General features: G+C 67.6%; 25 protein-coding genes. 15 read left to right on the top strand and 10 right to left on the bottom strand.

All coding sequences use genetic code 11. The annotated features are described in order from the left end of the window. Positions 1–49: 49 nt before the first annotated feature. A complete protein-coding gene (gene sufT, locus ACVOME_RS04190) occupies positions 50–601 on the bottom strand; it encodes a putative Fe-S cluster assembly protein SufT (RefSeq protein ID WP_004144911.1) in 552 nt (183 codons plus the stop codon). A 122-nt stretch (positions 602–723) separates the two neighbouring features. Here sufT and ACVOME_RS04185 point away from each other — a divergent pair, with 122 nt between their 5' ends. After that, a complete protein-coding gene (locus ACVOME_RS04185; protein ID WP_053519146.1) occupies positions 724–1,143 on the top strand; it encodes a hypothetical protein in 420 nt (139 codons plus the stop codon). Positions 1,144–1,236: 93 nt separating this feature from the next. Here the strand turns inward: ACVOME_RS04185 and ACVOME_RS04180 are convergent, their stop codons facing one another. Together ACVOME_RS04180 and ACVOME_RS04175 are read right to left on the bottom strand one after the other, a co-directional pair. Then, positions 1,237–2,697, bottom strand: coding sequence for an NAD(P)(+) transhydrogenase (Re/Si-specific) subunit beta (locus ACVOME_RS04180; protein WP_481504772.1), 1,461 nt, complete (start codon positions 2,695–2,697; stop codon positions 1,237–1,239). Beyond that, the gene (locus tag ACVOME_RS04175; RefSeq protein WP_053519142.1) at positions 2,694–3,014 is read right to left on the bottom strand and encodes an NAD(P) transhydrogenase subunit alpha part 2; all 321 of its coding nucleotides are present in this window, start codon (positions 3,012–3,014) and stop codon (positions 2,694–2,696) included. Before ACVOME_RS04175 ends, ACVOME_RS04180 begins: the two co-directional genes overlap by 4 nt. Positions 3,015–3,111: 97 nt before the next feature. Here ACVOME_RS04175 and ACVOME_RS04170 point away from each other — a divergent pair, with 97 nt between their 5' ends. Genes ACVOME_RS04170 through ACVOME_RS04160 form a run of 3 tightly spaced genes read left to right on the top strand, consistent with a single transcriptional unit; the run spans position 3,112 to position 4,475 of the window. After that, on the top strand, positions 3,112–3,696 hold the full coding sequence (locus ACVOME_RS04170) for an RNA polymerase sigma factor (RefSeq protein ID WP_080375320.1): 585 nt from the start codon (positions 3,112–3,114) through the stop codon (positions 3,694–3,696). Continuing rightward, positions 3,693–4,019 carry a hypothetical protein gene (locus ACVOME_RS04165; RefSeq protein WP_053519138.1) on the top strand — a complete coding sequence of 109 codons (327 nt, stop codon included), beginning with the start codon at positions 3,693–3,695 and terminating at the stop codon, positions 4,017–4,019. Before ACVOME_RS04170 ends, ACVOME_RS04165 begins: the two co-directional genes overlap by 4 nt. Before the next feature lie 3 nt (positions 4,020–4,022). Beyond that, on the top strand, positions 4,023–4,475 hold the full coding sequence (locus ACVOME_RS04160; RefSeq protein ID WP_053519136.1) for a DUF3106 domain-containing protein: 453 nt from the start codon (positions 4,023–4,025) through the stop codon (positions 4,473–4,475). Positions 4,476–4,536: 61 nt separating this feature from the next. On the opposite strand, the gene ACVOME_RS04155 is transcribed toward ACVOME_RS04160, so the two are convergent. After that, complete coding sequence (locus ACVOME_RS04155) at positions 4,537–5,616, bottom strand: NAD(P) transhydrogenase subunit alpha (protein ID WP_111186078.1); 1,080 nt, start codon at positions 5,614–5,616, stop codon at positions 4,537–4,539. Between the two features lie 52 nt (positions 5,617–5,668). Continuing rightward, positions 5,669–7,987: a DUF1631 domain-containing protein gene (locus ACVOME_RS04150; RefSeq protein WP_128988694.1), complete on the bottom strand. Its 2,319-nt coding sequence runs from the start codon at positions 7,985–7,987 to the stop codon at positions 5,669–5,671. Positions 7,988–8,318: 331 nt separating this feature from the next. Here ACVOME_RS04150 and ACVOME_RS04145 point away from each other — a divergent pair, with 331 nt between their 5' ends. From ACVOME_RS04145 to ACVOME_RS04130, 4 genes are read left to right on the top strand one after another with little or no spacing between them, the layout of a single operon-like run. Further along, positions 8,319–8,900, top strand: a complete 582-nt coding sequence (locus tag ACVOME_RS04145; RefSeq protein ID WP_053519162.1) for a nitroreductase family protein — start codon at positions 8,319–8,321, stop codon at positions 8,898–8,900. Further along, positions 8,897–9,847 carry a 5'-3' exonuclease gene (locus ACVOME_RS04140; RefSeq protein ID WP_065175990.1) on the top strand — a complete coding sequence of 317 codons (951 nt, stop codon included), beginning with the start codon at positions 8,897–8,899 and terminating at the stop codon, positions 9,845–9,847. The genes ACVOME_RS04145 and ACVOME_RS04140 overlap by 4 nt, the downstream gene beginning before the upstream one ends. Beyond that, on the top strand, positions 9,844–10,398 hold the full coding sequence (locus ACVOME_RS04135) for an NUDIX hydrolase (RefSeq protein ID WP_053519128.1): 555 nt from the start codon (positions 9,844–9,846) through the stop codon (positions 10,396–10,398). The genes ACVOME_RS04140 and ACVOME_RS04135 overlap by 4 nt, the downstream gene beginning before the upstream one ends. After that, the gene (locus ACVOME_RS04130; RefSeq protein WP_459040699.1) at positions 10,391–11,188 is read left to right on the top strand and encodes an N-formylglutamate amidohydrolase; all 798 of its coding nucleotides are present in this window, start codon (positions 10,391–10,393) and stop codon (positions 11,186–11,188) included. The genes ACVOME_RS04135 and ACVOME_RS04130 overlap by 8 nt, the downstream gene beginning before the upstream one ends. Before the next feature lie 112 nt (positions 11,189–11,300). Here the strand turns inward: ACVOME_RS04130 and ACVOME_RS04125 are convergent, their stop codons facing one another. After that, positions 11,301–12,713 (bottom strand): MFS transporter, encoded by a 1,413-nt coding sequence (locus tag ACVOME_RS04125; protein WP_481504771.1) that lies wholly within the window; start codon positions 12,711–12,713, stop codon positions 11,301–11,303. Positions 12,714–12,818: 105 nt separating this feature from the next. Here ACVOME_RS04125 and ACVOME_RS04120 point away from each other — a divergent pair, with 105 nt between their 5' ends. Next, complete coding sequence (locus tag ACVOME_RS04120; protein ID WP_065182851.1) at positions 12,819–13,703, top strand: LysR family transcriptional regulator; 885 nt, start codon at positions 12,819–12,821, stop codon at positions 13,701–13,703. 78 nt (positions 13,704–13,781) lie between these two features. Here the strand turns inward: ACVOME_RS04120 and pip are convergent, their stop codons facing one another. Together pip and prmC are read right to left on the bottom strand one after the other, a co-directional pair. Then, a complete protein-coding gene (gene pip / locus ACVOME_RS04115; protein ID WP_065175985.1) occupies positions 13,782–14,723 on the bottom strand; it encodes a prolyl aminopeptidase in 942 nt (313 codons plus the stop codon). 48 nt (positions 14,724–14,771) lie between these two features. Continuing rightward, the gene (gene prmC / locus ACVOME_RS04110; protein ID WP_065182850.1) at positions 14,772–15,629 is read right to left on the bottom strand and encodes a peptide chain release factor N(5)-glutamine methyltransferase; all 858 of its coding nucleotides are present in this window, start codon (positions 15,627–15,629) and stop codon (positions 14,772–14,774) included. A 354-nt stretch (positions 15,630–15,983) separates the two neighbouring features. Here prmC and ahpC point away from each other — a divergent pair, with 354 nt between their 5' ends. From ahpC to ACVOME_RS04085, 5 genes are all read left to right on the top strand, one after another. Further along, a complete protein-coding gene (gene ahpC / locus ACVOME_RS04105; protein WP_005408159.1) occupies positions 15,984–16,547 on the top strand; it encodes an alkyl hydroperoxide reductase subunit C in 564 nt (187 codons plus the stop codon). Positions 16,548–16,769: 222 nt separating this feature from the next. Next, positions 16,770–18,362: an alkyl hydroperoxide reductase subunit F gene (gene ahpF, locus ACVOME_RS04100; RefSeq protein ID WP_481504770.1), complete on the top strand. Its 1,593-nt coding sequence runs from the start codon at positions 16,770–16,772 to the stop codon at positions 18,360–18,362. Between the two features lie 84 nt (positions 18,363–18,446). After that, positions 18,447–19,412, top strand: coding sequence for a LysR substrate-binding domain-containing protein (locus tag ACVOME_RS04095; protein WP_065175982.1), 966 nt, complete (start codon positions 18,447–18,449; stop codon positions 19,410–19,412). A 122-nt stretch (positions 19,413–19,534) separates the two neighbouring features. Continuing rightward, positions 19,535–19,939 carry a nucleoside diphosphate kinase regulator gene (gene rnk / locus ACVOME_RS04090; protein WP_053519113.1) on the top strand — a complete coding sequence of 135 codons (405 nt, stop codon included), beginning with the start codon at positions 19,535–19,537 and terminating at the stop codon, positions 19,937–19,939. A 49-nt stretch (positions 19,940–19,988) separates the two neighbouring features. Further along, positions 19,989–20,945, top strand: coding sequence for a transaldolase (locus ACVOME_RS04085; RefSeq protein WP_065182848.1), 957 nt, complete (start codon positions 19,989–19,991; stop codon positions 20,943–20,945). 574 nt (positions 20,946–21,519) lie between these two features. On the opposite strand, the gene msrA is transcribed toward ACVOME_RS04085, so the two are convergent. Together msrA and ACVOME_RS04075 are read right to left on the bottom strand one after the other, a co-directional pair. Further along, on the bottom strand, positions 21,520–22,185 hold the full coding sequence (gene msrA, locus ACVOME_RS04080) for a peptide-methionine (S)-S-oxide reductase MsrA (RefSeq protein ID WP_053519160.1): 666 nt from the start codon (positions 22,183–22,185) through the stop codon (positions 21,520–21,522). A gap of 30 nt (positions 22,186–22,215) precedes the next feature. Beyond that, positions 22,216–22,479, bottom strand: coding sequence for a putative signal transducing protein (locus ACVOME_RS04075; protein ID WP_053519109.1), 264 nt, complete (start codon positions 22,477–22,479; stop codon positions 22,216–22,218). Positions 22,480–22,687: 208 nt separating this feature from the next. On the opposite strand from ACVOME_RS04075, the gene ACVOME_RS04070 reads away from it, so the two are divergent. Further along, complete coding sequence (locus ACVOME_RS04070) at positions 22,688–24,436, top strand: glutamine--tRNA ligase/YqeY domain fusion protein (protein ID WP_065176238.1); 1,749 nt, start codon at positions 22,688–22,690, stop codon at positions 24,434–24,436. Positions 24,437–24,445 lie beyond the last annotated feature (9 nt).

Genomic DNA, 24,445 nt, shown 5'->3' with positions numbered 1-24,445 from the left:
CTGTTCTGGTTGCGGGTAGTGCCGGGCCCGCGTCACTGCGGGCCCTGGGTCAAAGCATGCCGGTCTCGAGACGGGCCGCCTCGGACATCATGTGCTGGTTCCATGGCGGATCGAACACCAGCTCGACGTCGGCCTCGGCCACGGTCGGGATCATTTCCAGCTTGCTGCGCACGTCGTCGACCAGGATGTCACCCATGCCGCATGCGGGCGCGGTCAGGGTCATCTTCACGTCGATCTCGCGCTGGCCCTCGTCCAGATGCTTGATCTCGACCTCGTAGACGAGGCCCAGTTCGACGATGTTCACCGGAATTTCCGGATCGAAGCAGGTGCGAAGCTGCTGCCATACCAGTTGCTCCACCTGTTCGTCGGTGGCGTCGGCCGGCAGTTCCAGCGGAGCGGGTGCTTCCTTGCCGATGGCGTCGCCATCCTTGCCGGCGATGCGGAACAGGTTGCCTTCGACGAATACCGAATAGCTGCCGCCCAGCGCCTGGGTGATGTACCCATAGCTGCCGGCGGGCAGGGTCACGGTGTCGCCCTGCGGGACCATCACGGCCTCGCAATCGCGTTCGAAGTGGACAGGTTCGCTGCTACGGGAATACATGGGGACCGATATGGGGCCGTGGCCATGGCCACGCAAGACGGCATTCTAGCCCAGCCGTCCTGCGCCCGCCGGTGCACCGCGGCAAACCACAGTATCCTGTGGGTGACTTTCAGGAAGCTTCGATGTCCTCCAATGCCGCGCGTGCCAGGACCGTGACCTGGCTCTGGCCCTTCATGCTGCTGCTGGGCCTGGTTGTTGCTCCCCTCGCCTGGATGCTGCTGGCCCTGATGACCGGCCGCCAGGTCGGCTGGATGGCAGTGCTGACCGCTCTGGAACTGGTGTTCATGCTGCGTCTGGGCACACTCGGTCCCGGCCGTCTTCGCGTGGCCCTGGTGGTGGCCGGCACGCTGCTGGTGGCGGCGGTGGCGAACTGGGCGATCGCCAGCGCCTGGATGGGCGGCTCGATGGGGCTCAACCCCTGGGACGCCTCGCTGCGCATGGGCCCGCATCTGGCCTGGACGCTGATCAACCTGGCCAATGGCGCGATGGAATGGCTGTGGCTGGCGATCGGCGTGGCCGTCGGCGCCTGGCTGGCGCGCTGATCGCACCTGATTCGGGTAGCGCCGGGCCATGCCCGGCGAGCGCAGCGGCCCTCGCAGCAGGCGCCCGGCCATGCCCCGCGCTGCCGGTACGGCTCAATGACCGCCGTCGAGCGCCTTCAGCTCGCTGACCAGCGACGCCGCCGCCTCAGCGCCGTCCCCGTACAGCATGCGCGTGTTGTCGGCGTAGAACAGCGCATTCTCGATCCCGGCAAAGCCGGTCCCGCGACCGCGCTTGATCACCACCACGTTGCGTGCGTTGATCACGTCCAGCACCGGCATGCCGTAGATCGGACTGGCCGGATCGGTACGTGCGACCGGATTGACCACGTCGTTGGCGCCGATCACCAGCACCACATCGGTGCTGGTGAACTCGGGATTGATGTCGTCCATGTCGGCGATCAGGTCGTACGGCACACCGGCCTCGGCCAGCAGCACGTTCATGTGCCCGGGCATGCGCCCGGCGACCGGATGGATGGCGAACTTCACCTTGACCCCGCGCTGCCCCAACCGCTGTGCCAGTTCCCAGATCTTGTGCTGGGCCTGGGCCACGGCCATGCCGTAACCGGGCACGATCACCACGCGCTCGGCGAAGGCCATCATTGCCGCCACATCGGCCGCCTCGATCGGCTTCTGCGCGCCGGTGATCGCCTGTGCCTCTCCGCCTGCACCGCCACCGAAATTGGAGAACAGCACGTTGCGGATCGGCCGGTTCATCGCCTTGGCCATCAGGCGGGTCAGCAGGATGCCCGCCGCGCCGACCATCATGCCGGCGATGATCAAGGCCTCGTTGCCCAGCACGTAGCCCTCGAAGGACACCGCCAGACCGGTGAATGCGTTGTACAGCGAGATCACCACCGGCATGTCGGCGCCACCGATCGGCAGCGTCATCAGCACGCCCAGCGCCAGTGCCAGCACGAAGAAGGCGATGATCGCCCAGGTGCTGAGCGTGCTGGCCGCGACGATGGCCAGCACCACCACCGCCAGCGCCACCAGCAGGTTCAACGCCTGCTGCCCTGGCCAGATGACCCGCTTGTCGAGGCGACCATCCAGTTTGGCCCAGGCGATCACGGAGCCGGACAGCGACACCGCGCCGATCGCGGCGCCGACCACCGCCAGCAGCAGCACGGTGGTGGAAGGCTGGCGTGCGGCAAGGTCGGCCAGCGCCTGTTCGCTCCAATGGGTGGTATCGCGATGGGCCAGGAAGGTGTAGCGCAGCAGTTCAACCGCACCGATCGCCGCCGCCGAACCACCGCCCATGCCGTTGTACAGCGCCACCATCTGCGGCATGTCGGTGACCGCGACCTTGCCGGCCGACCACCAGGCCAGGCCGGCACCCAGCAGCAGCGCGACCAGGATAAGCGGCACGTTGTGCAGCTCGGGCAGGAAGAAGGTGGCCGCGGTGGCCAGCAGCATGCCCAGCCCGGCCCAGCGGATGCCGCTGCGCGCGGTCAGCGGCGAGGCCATCCGCTGCAGGCCGAGCAGGAAGAGCGTGGCGGCCACCAGGTAGCTGGCCTTGACCAGCCAATCGAGCAGTTCGACGGTGCTGATGTTCAAGCCTGCGGCTCCTTCGGTTCGTCCTTGCCTGCCCGCGGCGCGCTCGGCCTGAACATCTCCAGCATGCGCGCGGTGACCACGTAGCCGCCGGCGGCGTTACCGGCACCGAGCACCACGGCGATGAAGCCCAAGGCCTTTTCCAGCGGCGTCTGTGCGTGGCCGAGCACCACCATCGCGCCGATCAGCACGATGCCGTGGATGAAATTGGAACCCGACATCAGCGGGGTGTGCAGGATCACCGGCACCCGCGAAATGATCACGTGGCCGGCGATGGCGGCCAGCATGAAGATGTACAGCGCCACGAACCCGTCACTCATCAGCAACGCTCCCGCTCTGTCTTCGTCGGCCCATCATAACCATGGGCTGAACCCGGCGCGCATCCTCGTCAACCGGGGCCGCGCTCACGCGTTGTCGATGGTGACCCCGAGCAAGGAACCGTACCCTGTGCTGGTGAGCAGCCCCGTCCCCCCGACCGCCGACACCGATGCCCTGCCGGCGTCGCTGGAAGCGTTCCTGGCGAGCATCGGCCCGCGCGCGTTCCGCTTCGCCGAGGCCGGCCTGCGCCAGCGCGAGGATGCCCTGGACGCCGTGCAGGATGCCCTGCTGCGCATGCTGGACTATGCCGACAAGCCCGCCAGCGAATGGGCGCCCCTGTTCTGGAGCATCCTGCGCCGGCGGGTGATCGACCTGCAGCGCCGACGCCGCTTCCGCCTCCCGTTCTGGCGCGACAACCAGGATGCCGACGGTGCCGACATCGACTGGGCCGACCCCGGCCCTACCCCGGCGCAGGCGCACGAGCAGCACCAGCAGTACCAGCAGCTGGTGCAGGCGCTGCGTACGCTGCCCGCCCGCCAGCGCGAAGCGTTCACCCTGCGCGTGCTGCAGGATCTGGACGGCGCCACCACCGCCCGCGCCATGGGCTGCAGCGAAGGCGCAGTAAAGACCCATCTCGCACGCGCCCGGCAGGCGCTGCAGGATTATCTGGAGACCCCCCCGTGAACCGCTCCCTGCCCTCCGATGACGCCTTGCGGCGCCTGCATGCGCATTCTCTGCAGGCGCTGTCGCCGGCAACGCTGTCGCGCTTGCGCCAGGCCCGCCAGGGCGCCCATGCAGCCCATCGTGGGCGCTGGCGTTGGTGGCTGGCCAGCGCCTGCTCGCTGGTGGTGGCGCTGGGCATCGGTGTGCAGTTCACCGGTCCGGACGTGCCGACGCGGCCAGCGCCGGTACCGACCGTTGCCGCAGTGGAAGACAACAGCGCGCTGTACGACGAGAATCCCGATCTGTACCTGTGGCTGGGCGACACCGACCTGGCGATGGAGTGAATCATGCTGCGACATCTCTCCCTGCCCCTGCTGATCGCCCTGGCGCTGCTGCCTGCAGCACCGGTGCTGGCGCAGACCCATGCGCCCGCGCCGCCCGCTCCCGGTGCTCCACTGCCTGCCTGGGATCAGCTCAGCCCCGCCCAGCGCGAGGCGGTGCTGGCCCCGCTGCGCGATCGCTGGAACGGCGCCGATGCCGGTCAGCGCCAGCGCATGCTGGCCCATGGCCAGCGCTGGCAGTCCATGAGCCCGGAAGAGCGCGACAAGGCCCGCCGTGGCCTGCGCCGGTTCGAGCACATGAGCCCGGAACAGCGTGAACAGGCACGCGCACTGTTCGGGCAGATGCGCCAGCTGCCCCCTGCCCAGCGCGACGCCCTGCGCGATCGCTGGTCCCGGATGACGCCGGAGGAGCGTCGCGACTGGGTGCGGGACAACCCGCCACCGGCAAAGCCGCGGTAGGCCTTCGGGATGCAGGGTCAGATCCCTTTGCCAGAGGCAAAGGGATCTGACCCCATGTCATTCACGCCTGCCAGCGCGTCTTTGCCAGCAGTTCGTCTTCCCAGTCGAAGCTCAGCTGACCTTCGCGTACGAACAGGGCAACGAAGTTGAGCAGGTTGCGCGCATACATCTCGCTGGCCTGGGTCGCACCCCGGCTGGCCAGGCCCAGTGGTCCATCGATGGTCACGCCCTGGTGTTCGATGCACTGCCCCGGCTGGGTCAGCGCGCAGTTGCCGCCGCTCTCGGCCGCCAGATCGACGATCACACTGCCCGCCGCCATGCCTTCCACCATCGCCGCAGTGACGATGGTCGGTGCCGGACGGCCCGGCACGGCTGCGGTACAGATCACTACATCGACGCTGCGCAGATGGTCGGCCAGCCGCCGCTGCTGCTCGGCCCGTTCTTCCTCGGTCAGCGCCCGCGCGTAGCCGCCCTCGCCGGCCGCGCTGACGCCCAGGTCGAGGAAGCGTGCGCCCAGCGACTGGATCTGCTCGCGCGTTTCCGGCCGCACATCGAATCCTTCCACCTGGGCGCCGAGGCGGCGCGCAGTAGCGATCGCCTGCAATCCTGCAACGCCGGCGCCGATCACCAGCACCTTGGCCGGACGCACGGTACCGGCCGCGGTGGTCAGCATCGGGAAGAAGCGCGGTGCACGCTCGGCTGCGATGAGCGCAGCCTTGTAGCCCGCCATGCCGGCCTGCGAACTGAGCACATCCATCGCCTGCGCACGGGTGGTGCGCGGCAACAGCTGCAGCGGGAACAGCAGCAGGCGGTCCTCGCTGGCCAGCGCCGCCAGTGTCGGATCGCTGGCCGGCGTCAGCAGGCCGACCACGGCTGCGCCCGGCTTGAGCCGGGCCAGCACCTGCGCCGGCGGCGCCTGCACGCACAGAAGGATGTCGATCTCGCCCCAGCGACCGTCATCGAATGCACGTGCGCCCGCGTCCTGATAGGCGGCATCGGGAAAACCGGCGGCCTCGCCCGCACCGGTTTCGTACCAGACGGTGACGCCCAGTGCGGCGAGCTTGCGCGCGGTCTCCGGCGTCAACGCCACGCGCCGTTCGCCCGGCGCGGTCTCCTTGATCCCCAGCAACGCCACGGCCATGCAGGTCCCCGCTGATCGGTGAGTTTTCCCGATCCTAGCAGGCGGCTCCCGCTCAGTGCAGGGTGGCGTTGCCCGGGTCGAGGCGGTCGATCACGCCCTGCATGGCGCTGTCGAAGGCGCCATCGTCGACATGCGCACGCAGGCGGCCCAGCCGCACCATCACCGCCAGTTCCTCCGGCGAAGCCACGCAGAAGCGCACGCCACGCCGGTTGACGAACAGCAGCCGGGAAGAAATCGGGCTCACCCAGGACAGCTTGCCGGCCTGCACCTTGCCGTCCTTGTCGACGAAGTCCAGCCAACTGCCGATCTCCATCCGGCGGAAGCGATCGGCATCGGCATTGTCGAAATCGTCGGTATCCACCTGGCTGCCCAGTTCGACCGTCGGCGAGTCCGCAACCGGCGGCATGGGCAGGACAACCTGCGGCAGCTCCGGCAGCGCACGTTCCAGCTCCGGCCGTGACTCGGCGATGCCCTGCAGGGTGTCATGCAGTGCATCGATGGCCGAGGTTGCCGCATCACCGTGTACGCCGACACTGGCGAACACCTTGGCCAGCACCGGCTGCCAGGCTTGCAGCCAGGGCTTGCCGATGATCTGCCGGCGCGCTTCGGCCACTTCCTCCAGCAGGCCATCGCCCAGGGCCAGGGCTTCGGCGACCGATGCACCGTCTTCGCCCTCGCGCAGCAGCGCCAGGGTCAGGTGGTGCTGCCACGGCTGGCGCAGGAACTCGGCGATGGCCGGTGGCAGGGTGGCATCGCCTATGCGGCGATCCAGCTCGGTGGCCGCGCGCGTGCGGGCCATTTCCAGCTTTTCCTGGCCGCGCTGCGTTTCGGCTGCGCGCCGCTCGGCAATCTCGACGCGGCGACGGTGCTGCACCAGGAAGTCGCGGAACTCCTCTTCCAGGGTGAGGAAGATGGCCAGGTTCTCGTTGAACTCGGCGACCAGGCGCTCGATGATCTCCTCCACCTTGGCCATCAGCATGCGCTCGGCCTGGCTCTCGCCGGTGTTGCCTTCGCAGGCCTCGGCCAACGAATTGAGCAGCTTGCGCGCCGGATGGGTCTTCTGCACGAACATGCGGCGGTCGAGCATGGCGACCTTGACGAAGGGCACCACCAGGCGGCCGATCAGTTCGCGCGAGCGGCCCTCCAGTTCGCGTTCATCCAGCATGACGTCGAACAGCATGCCGACCAGGTCGATCGCGTCCTCGTCCTGCGGATCCAGGCGGGTCTGGCCCGGGTCGACGCCCAGCCGGGTAGCGCTGGACAACACCTCGCTCTTCAGGCGCTGCGCGAGCGACTCACCATCCTCACCGATCGCCGCACGCAGCGTGGCGCTGGGGGTCGCCTGCAGCAGCGACAGCACCGACATCATCTCGCGCTGGCTCAACGGGCGCTGCTGGCCCACGGCCACCTGCGCGGCCGATGTTGCGTCCTCACGCACGTGGCGCGTCTGCTGCAGCAGTTCCTGCAGCGCTTCCAGCAACATCCCCTGCTGGCCATAGGCCTCGCTGCCGGCGGCGCCGGGACCGTCCCCACCGGCCTGCTGAAGGTGGCCTCGGCGCTCGGACCAGCGCGCGGCGAAGCGCTGCGCCCACGCCGGTGCGGCCTGCTCGTCATCGCTGAAATCGCTGTCGAACCCCGGCACCGGGCGCTGTTCGACCAGATCGTCCAGCCCCTGCGGTGGACGCGGGCCCGGGGCCGCCGGGGTGCGGCGCACCGCGCCCATCTGCGACATCACGCCGGCCGCCGCGAGCTGCTCGTCCAGCTTGTCGTAGATGCGGCCGACCGGCGCGCGCAGGTCGCGCTCGCACAGCTTGATCAGCACCAGGTGGACTTCCGGCGCCAGTTCGCAGCCGGCGAAGGCCTCGTGGATGGCCACGCCCAGATGTTCCGGGCTGATCGGGTTCAGGTCGGCATCCAGCGGCACATCGCCGGCCAGCCAGCCCAGGCGGCGGTCCAGCCGCGCCAGAACCGGCTTGAAATCACGCAGCAGCACCGTGGCGAAGTTGCGCACCGCCAGCCGCGATTCGAGCACGTGCTCGGCCAGCAGGCTCAGGCCATCCTCGGCCGGGCCGGACAGGGTCGCATCCGCCGACAGTGGCTCTCCGGCAACCAGAGCCGCCCAGGCGCGTTGCAGATGGCCGGCAAAGGCCGCCGCTATCTCCTCGCGCCGCCGGCGCAGCTCGCGCATCGCATCAAGGAACAGCAGCTGCGAGGCGCCGGCATTGCCGGCACGGTCGAACAGGGCGTCGTCGAAGCGCGCCAGTGCCGCCCCGAAGGCCTGGCACAGCGCGGGCAGGACGGCGTCACGGGCAAGCTGGAACTGGGCCGGGTCACGACCCGACGTTCCCAACGGTGTGGGCGCGCTCATCATTCGGGAAGGCTCCCCACCTTCTCTGGTGCGACAGACAACATGGACATCGCGACGACCGGCACACCCCATGTACCGATACGTCGATGGTAGGCCGGCCCGCCCCTCACGGACAGTGAAACAGTCCTCACTTCAAACCTCGTGACCCACGGCCCGGCAAGAGGGATATCGTAAGCCGTGCAAGGCCCGCGAGGCGAGAGGAAGCCGGCGTCCGATTGCCGCCAGTGGCATGATGTTCATCACAGTTTGATAGTGAGGGGACAGACGCCGCAGCCACGGCGTCATCGACCACCGCGACTATAATCAAATGCCCGTGATGACCGGTTCAGACGCCATGCCCGACCCCGCCGCCCTGCTTGCCCTCGATGCCCGCCGCTCGGTGCCCTCGCGGCAGCTGGGCGAGCCCGGGCCGGACCCGCAGACCCTGCTGCGTATGCTCACCTCGGCGGTGCGGGTGCCCGACCACGGCAAGCGGGTGCCGTTCCGGTTCCTGAAGATTGCCGGCGATGCGCGTCACACTCTGGGCGCGTTCCTGGCCGAGCGCAGCCGCCAGCGCGATCCCACTGCCGGCGAGGCCGTGTTCGAGAAGGATCGCCAGCGTTTCAGCCATGCGCCGCTGGTGATCGTGGTGGTGGCCAGCCCCCGCCCCGACCCGAAGGTGCCCGAGCAGGAGCAGCTGATGACCGCTGGATGCGTCTGCTTTGCCCTGCTGCAGGCCGCACAGGCGCTGGGCTTCGGCGCCCAGTGGCTGACGGCGTGGATGGCGTTCGACCCGGCCGTACACGCCCATCTGGGGCTGGCCGACGGCGAGCGCATCGCCGGTTTCATCCATATCGGCACCGCCCGCGCCGACGTGCCCGAGCGCGAGCGTCCGGATCCAGCCGCCCTGCTGCGCGACTGGACGCCACCGGCATGACCTTGCCGGCACCGGCGCCGGCGCTGTACCTGGTCGACGCCAGCATCTACGTGTTCCGTGCCTGGCACTCGCTGCCCGACCAGTTCCAGGATGCGCAGGGCTGGCCGACCAATGCCGTGCACGGCTTCGCGCGCTTCCTGCTGGACCTGCTCGAACGCGAGCGTCCGCAGCACATCGCCATCGCCTTTGACGAGGCGCTGGACAGCGGCTTCCGCCATCGCCTGTATCCGGCGTACAAGGCCAACCGCGATCCGGCTCCGGAGGCGCTGAAGCGCCAGTTCGTGCATTGCAAGGCACTGTGCGCGGCGCTCGGTCTGGCCGTGCTTGCCCATCACGACTACGAGGCCGACGACCTGATCGGCAGCGCCCTGCATGTGCACCGCGGCAGCCACCGCGGTGTCATCATTTCCGCCGACAAGGACCTGTCGCAGCTGCTGCTGGACCACGACGAGCAGTGGGACTATGCGCGCAACCAGCGCTGGAGCGTGGCCGGGGTGAAAGCGCGGCATGGCGTGCATGCGCACCAGATCGCCGACTACCTGGCACTGTGCGGCGATGCAGTGGACAACATCCCCGGCATCAGCGGCGTCGGCAGCAAGTCCGCGGCGGTCCTGCTGGCCCACTTCGGCAGCCTGGATGTGCTGTACGAGCGCCTGGACGAAGTGCCCTTCCTGCGCCTGCGCGGCGCAGCGCAGATGGCAGTGCGCCTGCGCGAGCAGCGCGAGCATGCCCTGCTCTGGCGACAGCTGACCACCATCGCGCTGGACGCGCCGCTGGAAGGCTGCCAGCCCGGCCTGCTGCGGCAGACGGCCGACCCGGAGCTGCTCGGCGGCCTGTGCCAGACCCTGCGCTTCGGCCCGATGACCCGCCGCCGGCTGTTCAACGCCGCCGGCATGGCCGACCCGCTTCCCACTCCCTCCTTTTCCAATTCCGGCGAGCCCGCATGAGCCAGCGCAATACCGAAGCCCCGCGTGTCGTCTATGAAGGCAAGTACCAGCGCATGCTGGTACGCGGCACCTGGGAATACAGCGAACGCACCCACGCCGGTGGCCTGGCGGCGATCATCATCGCCGTCACCCCCGAGGACAAGGTGCTGTTCGTCGAGCAGTTCCGCGTGCCCCTGCAGGCATCGACCATCGAGATGCCGGCCGGGCTGGTCGGTGACATCCATGCCGGCGAGTCGATCGAAGTCTCGGCGGTACGCGAATTGGAAGAAGAGACCGGCTGGACCGCCGAGCACGCCGAAGTGCTGATGATCGGCCCGACCTCCTCAGGCGCCAGCAGCGAGAAGATCGCCTTCGTGCGCGCCACCGGCCTGCGCCGGATCGGCGAAGGCGGCGGCGATGACAGCGAGGACATCACGGTGCACGAGGTCCCGCTCAAGCAGGCTGCCGCGTGGCTGGTGCAGAAGATGGGCGAAGGCTACGAGCTCGATGCCAAGCTCTGGGCCGGGCTGTGGATGATCGAACATCACCTGGACGGGCGTCCGCGTGGCTGACGCCGACCTGCACACCTTGCCGGCATTGCTGGGCGCTGCCGACCCGGCGATCTACACCATCCACCGGCCGCAGGGCGCTTCGCCGTACCTGCTGCTGGCCGATCACGCCGGGCAGCAGGTACCGCGCGCACTGGCCGGCCTCGGCCTGCCGCAGCGCGAACTTGACCGCCATATCGGCTGGGACATCGGCATCGCCGGCACCACGCGTGCATTGGCCGAACGGCTGGATGCCTGGGCCATCGAGCAGACCTATTCGCGCCTGCTGATCGACTGCAACCGTCCGCTGGCATCGCCGACCCTGATTCCGGAAGCAAGCGATCACACCTTGGTACCGGGCAACGCCGGCCTGTCGGCCGCACAACGGCAGCAGCGCATCGACGCGATCCACGCGCCCTATCACGCCCGCATCGAAGCGGAACTGGATGCGCGCCGCGAAGCCGGCCGCCCGACCCTGCTGGTGATGATGCACAGCTTCACTCCCTCCATGAACGGCACGCTGCGGCCATGGCATGCCGGCGTGCTCTACCACCAGGACACGCGCTTTGCCCACGCCCTGCTGCAGGCACTGCGCGACGAAGGCGATCTGGTGGTCGGTGACAACGAACCGTATTCGGTAAGCAGTACCAGCGACTACGCGGTACCGGTGCACGGCGAAGGGCGCGGCCTGGTGCACGTGGAACTGGAGATCCGTCAGGACCTGATCGCCGACGCGGCCGGGCAGCAGGCGTGGGCCGAGCGGCTGGCGCGGATCTTCAGCGCGTTGCAGCCACGGCTGCTGGCATCGGTGTAACGCCATCCGGGCCCGGTAGCGCCGGGCCATGCCCGGCGGCACTGGGGGATTCACCGTCGCGTTGCGCCTCGCCGGGGATGGCCCGGCGCTACCGGGTCATCCTGCAGGTCGATCATGCGTCGTTGGCCAGGCAGGCGGGGACCGCCGGGGCGACCGGCGCCGGGCGCAGGGCCAGCGCGATGACCACGCCGAGCAGTGCAAACACTGCGGCGCCGTACTCCGCACGCACCAGCCCGGCCAGCGCATCCGGAGAGCCGGCAGCTGCCACGTCGGCGTTGGCCACCATCACCAGTACCGCCAGGCCCAGCGCACCGCCGATCTGCTGTGCGGTGGCCGCCATGCCCGACGCCACGCCCTGCTGCGCCGCCGGCACGCCCTGACCCGCCACGATCCACATCGCGGTCCAGGTCATGCCCTGGCCGATGCTCAACACCACCACGCCCGGCAGCAATGGCCAGAAATTCGAGGCATGCGGCAGTGCCGCCGCCACCCAGGCGATGCCGACGGCACCGGCCAGGTTGCCGATCACAAGCACTCTGCGCGCGCTCCAGCGCTGCAGCGTCCACTCGGCAAGCTGGATGCCCACGGTGCACACCGCCGTGGCCGGCAGGAATGCCAGGCCGGCCTGCAGCGGACTCCAGCCGTAGCCGTCCTGGAAGTACAGCGCCATGAAGTAGTACTGCACACCGTAGCTGCTCATGAAAACGAAGGTCAGGCCGAGCGCGGCACGAAGGCCCGGCAGGCGCAGCAGCGCGAACTGCATCAGTGGATCGCGGCTGCGCAGCTCGATCTGCACGAACGCGAACAGGATCAGTATCGACAGCACCAGGCAGCCCAGCGTGGCGGGCGCCGCCCACCCCCATTCGGGGCCCTGTACCAGCGTGGTCACCAGCAGGCTGCCACCCAGGGTCACGGTGATGCAGCCGGCCAGATCGAACGAACGGCCCTGCGGGCGCGAAGCATCGGGCGGCAGCCACGCACCGGCGGCAAGCGCGCACGCGGTGGCCAGCGGCACGATCACCGCCAGCACCGCCGGCCAGCCGAAGGCCTGGGTGAGTACGCCACCGAGCAGCGTACCCAAGGCAAGACCCACTGCACTGGCCATGCTCCAGATCGCCAGCGCGCGGTTGCGGGCCGGGCCTTCTTCATACAGCGTGTTGATCAGGGCCAGCGTTGCCGGGAACAGCAGCGCGGCACCGATGCCCTGCGCTGCGCGCGCGATGATCAGCAGGCCCGCATTCGGCGCCAGCGCGCCGAGCAGCGAAGCCACCGCGAACAACAGCATGCCCAGGCGGTAGAAGCGACGGCGGCCGATCAGGTCGGCGGCACGCCCGCCCAGCAGCAGGCTGCCGCCGAAGGCCACGGTGTAGGCACTGACCACCCATTGCAGCTGCTGCGCGCTGATCTGCAGCGCGCGGCCCATGTCATGCAGCGCGACAAAAATGATGGTGGCATCCAGGGCGATGATCAGCTGGGCGGTGGCCAGCAGGGTCAGTGCCCAGCGCGGGTATTTGAGGGGAGGCATCGATGGTCTGGACTGAAGGGGGAGCGCAGTCTCATTGATGCAGCGGAATCAATAAACCCCTCACCCGCCATATCTGTCATGATTTTCTGCATGAGTGGATCATCGATGGACCTCAACGCGGTGCGCATGCTGGTGCAGGTGGCCGAAGCACGCAGCTTCACCGTCGCTGCCGGCCAGCTCGGCCTGAGCCAGTCCGGGCTGTCGCGCGCGATCAGCCGGCTCGAGGTGGACCTGGGCGTGAAGCTGCTGCAGCGGAACACGCGCAACGTGGCATTGACCCCGGATGGGCGCCAGTTTGTAGAACAGGTCGCGCCACTGCTGTGCGGACTGGAGGACGCGGAACGGCAGCTTGCCGATCGCCCCTGCACGCCGTCAGGCACGCTGAAGATCAGTGCGCCGTCGATGTTCGGCCGCAAGGTGCTGGTGCCCCTGCTGGCGCCGCTGCTGGAGCGCCATTCACAACTGCAGGTCGAAGCCGTGCTCAGCGATCGCTTGGTCGACCTGGTCGAAGAGGGGTTCGACGCCGCGCTGCGTACCGGCACCATCGCCGACCAGCGCATCGTTGCCCGGCCCCTGCGACCGCTGCGCTGGGTGACCGTCGCCAGCCCGGACTACCTCGCCCGGCGCGGTGCACCGGGCGATGTGGCCGCACTGGCGGGGCATGCCTGCCTGGCCGTGCGCAACCTGCGCAGTGGCCGCCTGGTGGACTGGCAGTTCCTTCAGGACGGCCAGCTGCGCGAGTTCACGCCACCGACGCGGATGGTGTTCGACAGCGGCGACCCATTGGTGGAAGCCGCCATCGCCGGTATCGGCATCGTGCAGGTAATGGACTTCGCCGTGGCCGACGCCTTGGCCGACGGCCGTCTGCTGCGCGTGCTGCAACCGTATGAAGGCCGCAGCCGCGAACTCTCGTTGATCTACCCACCTTCGCGCCAGCACTCGCCGAAGCTGCAGGTGCTGGCCGACGCGCTGCTTGCAGGGGACTGGTAGCACCGGGCCATGCCCGGCGAGTCAAACCGCGGCAACAGATCGCAACGCCGCCGGGCGTGGCCCGGCGCTACCGGCGCGTTACGCGAAGCTGTCCGTGGCGCGCACCAGCGCGTCGACATTCTCCGCTTCGAACGCGGAGTGGCCCGATGCCGGGGTGATTTCCAGCTTCGCCTTCGGCCACACCTTGGTCAGGTCCCAGGCATTGGCGAGCGGGCACACCACGTCGTAGCGGCCATGCACGATCACGCCCGGGATGTCGGCGATGCGGTGCGCGTCGCGCAGCAGCTGGTCTTCCACCTCGAAGAAGCCACCATTGACGAAGTAGTGGTTCTCGATACGGGCAAAGGCCAGCGCGAAATGCGGGTCTTCGTGGCTGTTGATGAAGTCGTCATCCACATGCAGGAAGCTGGTCGCCCCCTCCCACACGGCCCAGGCCTTGGCTGCTTCCAGGCGGGTCGCCTCGTCTTCACTGGTCAGGCGACGGTGGAACGCCGAGATCAGGTCATGGCGTTCAACCACCGGAATGGGCTTCAGATAGTGCTCCCATGCATCGGGGAACAGGCGGTTGGCGCCTTCCTGGTAGAACCACTCCAGCTCCCAGCGGCGGAGCATGAAGATGCCGCGCAGAACCAGTTCGGTGACGCGCTGCGGATGGGTTTCGGCGTAGGCCAGCGCCAGGGTTGACCCCCAGCTGCCTCCGAACACCTGCCAGCGGTCCACGTTCAGATGCTCGCGCAGCCGCTCGATATCGGCCACCAGGTCCCAGGTGGTGTTGTCCACCAGATCCGCATGCGGCGTGGAACGGCCGGCACCGCGCTGGTCGAACAGGATGATGCGGTACTTCGCCGGGTCATGGAACTGGCGCATCTTGTCGCTGCAACCGCCGCCCGGACCGCCGTGCAGCATCACCACCGGCTTGCCATCCGGATTGCCGCACTGCTCGAAGTACAGCGTGTGGCGGTCGTCGACCTTCAGGGTGCCGACGTCATAGGGGGTGATGGCGGGGTACAGCGTACGCATGCTTGCAGCTCCAGGGTGATGCCCTGCCGGGGCAGGAGAACCCCCATTCTAGGCCGGTCGCCGGCCGAGGGTGACCCGATCACGCTGCTCAAGGTCCTGCTGGGTCTGCACGTCGGCGAAACCGGCCGCATCGAACAGCGTGCGGATCGCCGCGCCCTGGTCCCAGCCGTGCTCGATCAACAGCCAGCCCGCCGGCTGCAGGTGTTCGGGCGCGCCTGCGACGATGCGGCGGATATCGTCCAGTCCGTCGATGCCGGACGCCAGCGCGCTGGCCGGCTCGAACCTCAGGTCGCCCTGCTGCAGATGCGGATCTTCGCTGGCGATGTAGGGCGGATTGCTGGCAATCAGTGCAAAGCGCGCGCCCTGCAGCGGTGCGTACCAGTCCTGTCCACCTTCAGCGAAACGCACGTTGCGCAGTTCATGGTGGGCGGCATTGCGCGCAGCCATGGCCAGTGCACCGGGGCTGGCATCGGTGGCCAGCACCTGTGCCAGCGGCCGCTCGCTGGCCAGGGCCAGGGCGATCGCACCACTGCCGGTGCCGAGGTCGGCCACGGACAGCGGGCGGTCCGATGGCAGGCGTTCCAGCGCCAGCTCCACCAGCAGTTCAGTTTCCGGACGCGGGATGAGGGTCGCCGCATCGACCCGCAGATCAAGCGTCCAGAACCCGCGCCGGCCGGTCAGGTAGGCCACCGGCTCACCGGCGGCGCGACGCGCCAGCAGCGCCTCGAAGGCAGCCTGCGCCGTTGCCGGCAGCGGATCGGTCGCATGGGCGAACAGCCAGCTGCGTGGACGCTCCAGCACATGCAGCAGCAGCAGCTCGGCTTCGTGGCGGGCGTCGATGCCGCCCAGGCGGGCGCTGGCGTCGGCCACCACCTGGCGCAGGGAGGGTTGGGTTGGGGAAGACATTCCGCAATTGTAGAGCCGAGCCCATGCTCGGCTGCTTCTGGAACAGCCGAGCATGGGCTCGGCTCTACAGATCCACAGCCGGGCGCGGGCTCGGCTCTACAAAAGCTGGAATCCGTTCAGGTTTCACCCGAGGGCATAAGGAGGGGCTATCAGCCCTCTTCACGCGTCCCTGGCGATTTTCCTTGTCACACAGGCAGTTGCAGGATGAGGGACGCAAGGTTCAGTGCGGGCTCATGGCAATTTGATAGGCTGCATCTATCAAATAGATGCAATCAATGGATTGTTCTTATCGCAACTGAGCCGGTAACCTAGCTCCTGTCGATTCACCCACTCCCTTCACCCAGAGGAAAAATGATGTCCCTCATCAATACCCAGATCCAGCCGTTTGAAGCCAACGCCTACCACAACGGCGAGTTCATCAAGGTTTCCGATGCCAGCCTGAAGGGCCAGTGGTCCGTCCTGATCTTCATGCCGGCTGCATTCACCTTCAACTGCCCGACCGAGATCGAAGACGCCGCCGACCACTACGCCGAGTTCAAGAAGGCTGGCGCTGAGGTCTACATCGTCACCACCGACACGCACTTCTCGCACAAGGTGTGGCACGAAACCTCGCCGGCCGTCGGCAAGGCCCAGTTCCCGCTGGTCGGCGACCCGACCCACCAGCTGACCAATGCCTTCGGCGTGCACATTCCGGAAGAAGGCCTGGCCCTGCGCGGCACCTTCATCATCAATCCGGAAGGCGTGATCAAGACCCTGGAGATCCACTCCAACGAGATCGCCCGCGACGTCTCCGAGACCCTGCGCAAGCTGAAGGCCGCCCAGTTCACCGCCGCCAACCCGAACCAGGTGTGCCCGGCGAAGTGGAAGGAAGGCGAGAAGACCCTGACCCCGTCGCTGGACCTGGTCGGCAAGATCTAACGCAGCACCGGCACGCCGTGGCCCCACGCCACGGCAGGCCCATCTCCATGCCGGCGGCATCGCCGGCGTGGGGGTGAACCCAAGACAGCCATCGCCGGCCCGTCGCGGCCAGCCAGCCCCTTCCACGGTCGCTGTCTTGGGTTCACCCCTACCCCCTGCTGGTCCGCTACCTTCTACAGCGGTGCCACGCCCCCTGTTTGCCTGAATCCAGGAGAAGACCCGATGTTGGACGCCAACCTGCAGTCGCAGCTGAAGACCTATCTGGAGCGCGTGACCCGCCCCATCCAGATCACCGCGCATGCCGACGACGGCGACAAGTCGCGGGAAATGCTGGAACTGCTGCAGACCCTGGAAAGCCTGTCCGACAGCATCTCGCTGCAGGTGCTGCGTGATGGCCAGGGCCGCGTGCCTTCGTTCGACCTGGGCACGCCCGGCCAGGACATCCACCTGACCTTCGCCGGCCTGCCGATGGGTCATGAATTCACCTCGCTGGTGCTGGCGCTGCTGCAGGTGGGCGGTCATCCGTCCAAGGCCACCGCCGAACTGATCGAGCAGGTGCAGAGCCTGGAAGGCGAGTACCGGTTCGAGACCTATTTCTCCCTGTCCTGCCAGAACTGCCCGGACGTGGTGCAGGCGCTGAACCTGGCCGCGGTGCTCAACCCGCGCATCCAGCACGTGGCCATCGACGGCGCGCTGTTCCAGGAGGAAGTGGAGAAGCGCGAGATCATGTCGGTGCCGACCGTGTATCTCAACGGTGAAGTCTTCGACCAGGGCCGGATGACGCTCGAACAGATCGTGGCCAAGCTGGATACCAACGCCAGCAAGCGCGACGCAGAGAAGATCGCCGCCAAGCAGGCCTTCGACGTGCTGGTGGTGGGCGGCGGCCCGGCTGGCGCGGCCGCAGCGATCTACGCCGCGCGCAAGGGCATCCGCACCGGCATCGCCGCCGAGCGCTTCGGCGGCCAGGTACTGGATACCATGGCCATCGAGAACTTCATCTCGGTCAAGGAGACCGAAGGCCCGAAGCTCGCTACCGCGCTGGAGCAGCATGTGCGCGAGTACGACGTGGACATCATGGATCTGCAGCGCGCCACCGCGCTGGTGCCGGCCGGCGACGATGGGCTGGTACAGGTGCAGCTGGAAAACGGCGCGGTGCTGAAGTCACGTTCGGTGATCCTGTCCACCGGTGCGCGCTGGCGGCAGATGAATGTGCCGGGCGAAGAGCAGTACCGCAACAAGGGTGTGGCCTACTGCCCGCACTGCGATGGCCCGCTGTTCAAGGGCAAGCGCGTGGCGGTGATCGGTGGTGGCAACTCCGGCGTTGAAGCTGCCATCGATCTGGCCGGCATCGTGTCGCATGTAACCCTGCTGGAATTCGATTCCAGCCTGCGCGCCGATGAGGTGCTGCAGAAGAAGCTTCGCAGCCTCGGCAATGTGACCGTGCTGACCAGCGCCCAGACCACTGAAGTGCTGGGCGATGGCAGCCGGGTCACCGGGCTGGTCTACAAGGACCGCATCGGTGGCGACGCCCACCGCGTGGAGCTGGAAGGCATCTTCGTGCAGATCGGCCTGCTGCCCAACACCGAGTGGCTGAAGGACATCGTGGCGCTGTCGCCGCGCGGCGAGATCGTCATCGACGACCGTGGCCAGACCAGTGTGCCCGGCGTGTTCGCCGCAGGTGATTGCACGACGGTACCCTACAAGCAGATCATCATCGCCATGGGCGCCGGCTCGACCGCCGCACTGAGCGCGTTCGATCACCTGATCCGCTCGTCGGTGAGCAAGAGCAGCGGGGCCGTTGCCGAAGCTGCCTGATCCACTGCTCCCGGGTTGCCGGGAGCATTGTCAGCTGCGGGGTGACCACGCCGCCAGCCGGTCCGTTATCCCTGGGATGTGAGGATGAATCTACGCGATCTGAAGTACCTGGTAGCCCTGGCCGACCACAAGCATTTCGGTCGGGCTGCCGCGTCGTGCTTCGTCAGCCAGCCCACGTTGTCCACCCAGATCCGCAAGCTGGAAGAAGAGCTGGGCCTGCCGCTGGTCGAGCGGGCCCCCCGCAAGGTGATGCTGACCCCGGCCGGCCAGGAAGCCGCTGCACGGGCGCGGGTGATCGTGTCCGAGGTGGAGCAGCTGAAGGAAGCGGCACGGCGCAGCCGCGATCCGGAAGCCGGCACGGTGCGCCTGGGAATCTTCCCGACCCTGGGCCCGTACCTGCTGCCGCATGTGATCCCGCGCATCCGCGAACGTTTCCCGGAACTGGAACTGCTGCTGGTCGAAGAGAAGAGCGATGTGCTGCTGGAGCGCCTGCGCGAAGGCAAGCTCGATGCCGCGCTGCTGGCACTGCCGGTGATCGACGATCAGCTGCACGCCGAGTTCCTGTTCGAGGAGCCGTTCCTGTTGGCCGTTTCCGGTCGCCATCCGCTCGCCCAGCGCGCTCATCTGGATGTGCAGGAACTGGCCACGCAGAAGCTGCTGCTGCTGGAAGACGGCCATTGCCTGCGCGACCAGGCGCTGGAAGTGTGCCGGCTGTTCGGCGCCAACGAGAAATCCGAGTTCCGCGCCACCAGCCTGGAAACATTGCGGCAGATGGTCGCCGCCGATGTCGGCATCACATTGCTGCCAAGCCTGTCGGTGCAGCCCCCCGTCCCGCGCTCGAACAACATCCGCCTGCTCGACTTCATCGGTGAGGGCCGGCCCAGCCGCCGTATTGCAATGGTCTGGCGCCGCAGCTCGGCGATGAACGACTTCCTGATGGAGCTGGCCAGCCAGTTCAAGCGCCTGCCGCATGCGCTGTTCACGCTGGAAGCCGCCAATGGCACGGCCGCCGATCCGGCCAGCCTTTCCGGCCCCGCGCTGAACGGCTGACGGCCCCGCGTCCCCGCCCCCGAGCGGCGGGAGTCGATTCCGGTCGCATTTGTCCCCACAATACAGACAGGCGGCCCCAGCAGGCGCCGCCTTTTGCATGGTTTTCAACCAAGGAGTTTTACATGAACACCGCCAGCGGCCTGCCGCCGTCGATCACTGTCTCAACCTTCGACATGGACCGCCTGGAGGCCATGCTCGAAGCCCCTGCGCTGAGCCAGACGCCTGCCGCGCTCGCGCTTGCCGAAGAACTCAACCGGGCCACCGTGCTGGCGCCGGACCAGATTCCCGAAGGCATCGTCATGATGCATTCCCGCGTGGAGTGCGAAGATGGGGTCTCAGGCGAGAAGCACGTCCTGACCCTGGTCTTCCCCCGCGAAGCCAACGTCGATGAAGGCAAGGTTTCCGTGCTGGCTCCGGTCGGCAGTGCCCTGCTCGGCCTGTCGGTCGGCCAGAGCATCGACTGGACTGCACCCGGTGGTCGCAAGCTGCGCCTGCGCGTGACCGCAGTGCACAACGACCGTCCCTGATCTCCGCTGCGCACTGCGCGCGATCCGATTCCCCGTACCAGGAGCCGTAATGAGTACCTCGTCCAAACTGTCCCAGCTGCGCGAACTGTCCGTGGTCGTTGCCGATACCGGTGACTACGAGGCGATCAAGCGCCTGCAGCCGGTGGACTGCACCACCAACCCGACCCTGGTGAAGAAGGCACTGGACCTGCCGGTCTATGCCGATCTGATCGAGCGCGAACTGGCCTGGGGCCGTCAGCAGAGCGGCGACCGCGAGGCCGTGGTGCATGCGGTGGCCGATCGGCTGACCATCGGCGTCGGCGCGCTGCTCAGCACGCTGGTGCCGGGCCGCGTGTCCACCGAGGTGGATGCTGACCAGGCGTACGACACCGCCGCCACCGTGGCCAAGGCCCGCCAGTTCATCCAGATGTACGCCGATGCCGGCGTACCGCGCGAGAAGATCCTGATCAAGATCGCCGCGACCTGGGAAGGCGTGGAAGCGGCGCGGATCCTGCAGGCCGAGGGCATCGACTGCAACCTGACGCTGATCTTCAACCCGACCCAGGCGCTGGCCTGCAGCGAAGCGGGCGCGTTCCTGATCTCGCCGTTCGTCGGCCGCATCCTTGACTGGTACGTGGCCAACGGCCAGACCCCGGCCAACATCGATGAGGACCCGGGCGTGAAGTTCGTGCGCAGCGTGTATGCGGAGTTCAAGCGCCGAGGTTCGCCGACCGTGGTGATGGGCGCCTCGTTCCGTTCCACCGCACAGATCGAGGCGCTGGCCGGCTGCGACCGCCTGACCATTTCGCCGGATCTGCTGGAGAAGCTCGACGCCGATCACGGCGAGCTGCCGCGCAAGCTGGTGCCCGGTGAGGGTAACGGCGTGGCGGTGACCCCGATCGATGCGGCGACGTTTGCGGCGGATCTGGCTGCCGATCCGATGGCGACCGAGAAGCTGGCGACCGGTATCGAGGCGTTCGCCAAGGATCTGGAAGCGCTGCGCGAGCGGATCCGCGCGGCGCTGTAAGGGTTCCAGCCAACGGCTGAGCCCCTCGCGGCGGGGGCTTGGTCGCGAAAGGCGGGTCATGCGTTTGGCAGGGTGGGTAGGCCGTGCAGGGGACGCTGCAAGTACGTCCCTGTAAGCTCGGTCGCCGCATCCATGCGGCTCACGCCCCTGCACAGCCTACCCACCCTGCCTTCGACAATTTCCTGCGGCCGCCCGCCACGGAAGAAAGAGAGAAGAGCAACAGCGGGTCGCGCGCTTCGCTTGCTCGGAGCGGAGCATGGCTCCGCTCTACAAAAGACACCGCAGGATCAAACAAAAAGGACGCGGCGAAGGCCGCGTCCTTTTTGTTTTCTTTCAGTTCGTCAGTAACCAACGCTCTTGCCCACCGTCACCGGGAAATGATCGGAGGCGGGACGGGTACAGATGGCGGGACCGTCCACGGCATGGATGCCGTGGCCGAGCCCCCAAGGACGGGTTTACGGCGTGTCCCGCCATCTGTACCCGTCCCGCCCAACTCACAGCAACCCAGAGCCGCTTTGGCTTTGGCTTTGGCAGTTGATTGAGCTTCTGCCCGCCGCAGGCGGACCACCGCGCGTCAGCGCGGCGCCTCCACATCCAGCCCGATCGGGCAGCTCACCCCGGTGCCGCCGATGCCGCAGTAACCGTTCGGGTTCTTCGCCAGGTACTGCTGGTGATAGTCCTCGGCGTAGTAGTACTCCGGCGCCGGGAACACGATCTCAGTGGTAATAGGGCCGTAGCCGGCCGCGTCCAGCTGCGCCTGGTAGGCCTCGCGGCTGGCCAGCGCAGCGGCGTACTGCGTTTCGTCGGTGGCATGGATCGCCGAACGGTACTGGGTGCCGGTGTCGTTGCCCTGGCGCATGCCCTGGGTCGGGTCGTGGCTTTCCCAGAACAGCTGCAGCAACCGTTCCAGGCTCACCACCTTCGGATCGAACACCACCTGCACCACTTCGGTGTGGCCGGTCAGGCCGGAGCAGACTTCTTCATAGGTGGGATTCGGCGTGACGCCGCCGGCATAGCCGACCGACGTGCTGTACACGCCCGGCTCCGACCAGAATTTGCGCTCGGCTCCCCAGAAGCAGCCAAGCGCGAAACGGATCTGCTGCAGGCCGGCAAAGCGGTCCTTCAGCGGGTGACTGTTCACGAAGTGCTGGTTGCTGTGCAGCGGCAGTGGCTGATCACGCCCTGGCAGCGCCTCTTCCGGGCGCGGCAGGCGCTGCTTGAAGGCGCCGATGCCCAGGATGCCCTGTCCGATTCCCAACATGATGCGCTCCTACGCCGGAAGACCGGCAATGTCGTCTGCATCGGAAATGGGGGCGTCGGCGGCGTGGCCCAAGTCCAGGCCGGCGACGATGCCTTCAGCCTCGGCCCGCGCGGCGTCGGGGATGCCGACCCTCAATACACCGAACAGCGGCAGCTCGCCCATGCCCCCCAGCAGCTGCTCGCCGAACACGAAGGCAGGAATGCCGGCATCTTCCAGCGCGTGCTTCACCAGGTGGGCGTCGAACAGATTGTCGGCCTTGTACACGATGTGCATGGGGCGGCCCCCGGGGAGAGGCCGCCAGCATACGCCGGGGCGCTGAATGCCGCCGCGGCGCGCGCGGGGATTGGCCCGGCGCTACCCCCTTGCGCCCGCTGCACTTGCCGGCCGGGCCCCCTGCGCCCGGTAGCGCGGGCGCAACCCCGGCAGCCCTTCCCCTTACGCGCTAGACTGTTGGTCTTTCTGCCCTTTTTCGCCCAGCCTCATGTCCGAGCACACCCCCGCCAGCCCCGAGACCCCCGCCGACAGCCACGAAAAGCGCGATTTCATCCGCCAGATCGTGCGCGAGGACCTGGCCAGCGGAAAGCACCAGGCGATCAAGACCCGGTTTCCGCCGGAGCCGAACGGCTACCTGCACATCGGCCATGCCAAGTCGATCTGCCTGAACTTCGGCATTGCCGGCGAGTTCAGCGGCGTATGCAACCTGCGCTTCGACGACACCAATCCGGCCAAGGAAGACCCGGAGTACGTGGCCGCCATCCAGGATGATGTCCGTTGGCTGGGGTTCGAGTGGAACGAACTGCGCCACGCCTCCGATTACTTCCAGGCCTACTATCTCGCCGCCGAGAAGCTGATCGAGCAGGGCAAGGCCTATGTGTGTGACCTGTCGGCCGAGGAAGTGCGTGCCTACCGTGGCACCCTGACCGAGCCGGGCCGTCCCTCGCCGTGGCGCGACCGCAGTGTCGAGGAGAACCTCGACCTGTTCCGCCGCATGCGTGCCGGTGAATTCCCGGACGGTGCGCGCACCCTGCGCGCGAAGATCGACATGGCCAGCGGCAACATCAACCTGCGCGATCCGGCGCTGTACCGCATCAAGCATGTCGAGCACCAGAACACGGGCAACGCGTGGCCGATCTACCCGATGTACGACTTCGCGCATGCACTGGGCGATTCGATCGAGGGCATCACCCACTCGCTGTGCACCCTGGAATTCGAGGACCATCGCCCGCTCTACGACTGGTGCGTGGACAACGTCGATTTCGCCCATGACGACGCACTGACCCAGCCGCTGGTCGATGCCGGCCTGCCGCGCGAAGCCGCCAAGCCGCGCCAGATCGAATTCTCGCGCCTGAACATCAACTACACGGTGATGAGCAAGCGCAAGCTGATGGCGCTGGTCACCGAGCAGCTGGTGGACGGCTGGGAGGACCCGCGCATGCCGACCCTGCAGGGACTGCGTCGCCGCGGCTACACCCCGGCGGCAATGCGCCTGTTCGCCGAACGCGTGGGCATCAGCAAGCAGAACTCGCTGATCGACTTCAGCGTGCTGGAAGGCGCGCTGCGCGAAGACCTCGATGGCGCCGCACCGCGCCGCATGGCCGTGGTCGACCCGCTCAAGCTGGTGCTGACCAACCTGCCCGAAGGCCATGAAGAACAGCTCACCTTCAGCAACCATCCGAAGGACGAGAGCTTCGGCAGCCGTCAGGTGCCGTTCGCGCGCGAGGTCTGGATCGACCGCGAGGACTTCGCCGAAGTACCGCCGAAGGGCTGGAAGCGCTTGGTGCCGGGCGGCGAAGTGCGCCTGCGTGGTGCCGGCATCATCCGCTGCGATGAGGTGATCAAGGATGCCGACGGCACCATCACCGAGCTGCGCGGCTGGCTGGATCCGGAGTCGCGCCCCGGCATGGAAGGGGCCAACCGCAAGGTCAAGGGCACCATTCACTGGGTCAGCGCCGTGCACGGCGTTCCGGCCGAGATCCGCCTGTACGACCGGCTGTTCTCGGTGCCGAACCCGGACGACGAGTCGGAAGGCAGGACCTACCGCGACTACCTCAATCCGGAATCGCGCCGCACCGTCACCGGCTATGTCGAGCCGGCCGCGGCCAGCGCCGCGCCGGAGCAGTCGTTCCAGTTCGAGCGCACCGGCTACTTCGTTGCCGACCGCCGCGACCACACCGAAGCCAAGCCGGTGTTCAACCGCAGCGTGACGCTGCGCGATACCTGGTCGGCCTGAAGACCTGCG

This window comes from Stenotrophomonas sp. STEN008 (genome assembly GCF_056760435.1).
This window is presented reverse-complemented; position numbering and strand designations above follow the sequence as displayed.

Coding starts and splice junctions, on each gene's coding strand:
- ACVOME_RS04070 (WP_065176238.1), top strand. CDS start 22,688: ATGTCCGAGCACACCCCCGCCAGCCCCGAGACCCCCGCCGACAGCCAC.
- ACVOME_RS04150 (WP_128988694.1), bottom strand. CDS start 7,987: ATGATGAGCGCGCCCACACCGTTGGGAACGTCGGGTCGTGACCCGGCC.
- ACVOME_RS04185 (WP_053519146.1), top strand. CDS start 724: ATGTCCTCCAATGCCGCGCGTGCCAGGACCGTGACCTGGCTCTGGCCC.
- pip (WP_065175985.1), bottom strand. CDS start 14,723: ATGCGTACGCTGTACCCCGCCATCACCCCCTATGACGTCGGCACCCTG.
- ACVOME_RS04160 (WP_053519136.1), top strand. CDS start 4,023: ATGCTGCGACATCTCTCCCTGCCCCTGCTGATCGCCCTGGCGCTGCTG.
- ACVOME_RS04175 (WP_053519142.1), bottom strand. CDS start 3,014: ATGAGTGACGGGTTCGTGGCGCTGTACATCTTCATGCTGGCCGCCATC.
- ACVOME_RS04075 (WP_053519109.1), bottom strand. CDS start 22,479: ATGCACATCGTGTACAAGGCCGACAATCTGTTCGACGCCCACCTGGTG.
- ACVOME_RS04145 (WP_053519162.1), top strand. CDS start 8,319: ATGCCCGACCCCGCCGCCCTGCTTGCCCTCGATGCCCGCCGCTCGGTG.
- ahpC (WP_005408159.1), top strand. CDS start 15,984: ATGTCCCTCATCAATACCCAGATCCAGCCGTTTGAAGCCAACGCCTAC.
- ACVOME_RS04135 (WP_053519128.1), top strand. CDS start 9,844: ATGAGCCAGCGCAATACCGAAGCCCCGCGTGTCGTCTATGAAGGCAAG.
- ACVOME_RS04170 (WP_080375320.1), top strand. CDS start 3,112: ATGGTGACCCCGAGCAAGGAACCGTACCCTGTGCTGGTGAGCAGCCCC.
- ACVOME_RS04120 (WP_065182851.1), top strand. CDS start 12,819: ATGGACCTCAACGCGGTGCGCATGCTGGTGCAGGTGGCCGAAGCACGC.
- ACVOME_RS04155 (WP_111186078.1), bottom strand. CDS start 5,616: ATGGCCGTGGCGTTGCTGGGGATCAAGGAGACCGCGCCGGGCGAACGG.
- ACVOME_RS04125 (WP_481504771.1), bottom strand. CDS start 12,713: ATGCCTCCCCTCAAATACCCGCGCTGGGCACTGACCCTGCTGGCCACC.
- ACVOME_RS04095 (WP_065175982.1), top strand. CDS start 18,447: ATGAATCTACGCGATCTGAAGTACCTGGTAGCCCTGGCCGACCACAAG.
- ACVOME_RS04140 (WP_065175990.1), top strand. CDS start 8,897: ATGACCTTGCCGGCACCGGCGCCGGCGCTGTACCTGGTCGACGCCAGC.
- sufT (WP_004144911.1), bottom strand. CDS start 601: ATGTATTCCCGTAGCAGCGAACCTGTCCACTTCGAACGCGATTGCGAG.
- prmC (WP_065182850.1), bottom strand. CDS start 15,629: ATGTCTTCCCCAACCCAACCCTCCCTGCGCCAGGTGGTGGCCGACGCC.
- ahpF (WP_481504770.1), top strand. CDS start 16,770: ATGTTGGACGCCAACCTGCAGTCGCAGCTGAAGACCTATCTGGAGCGC.
- rnk (WP_053519113.1), top strand. CDS start 19,535: ATGAACACCGCCAGCGGCCTGCCGCCGTCGATCACTGTCTCAACCTTC.
- ACVOME_RS04085 (WP_065182848.1), top strand. CDS start 19,989: ATGAGTACCTCGTCCAAACTGTCCCAGCTGCGCGAACTGTCCGTGGTC.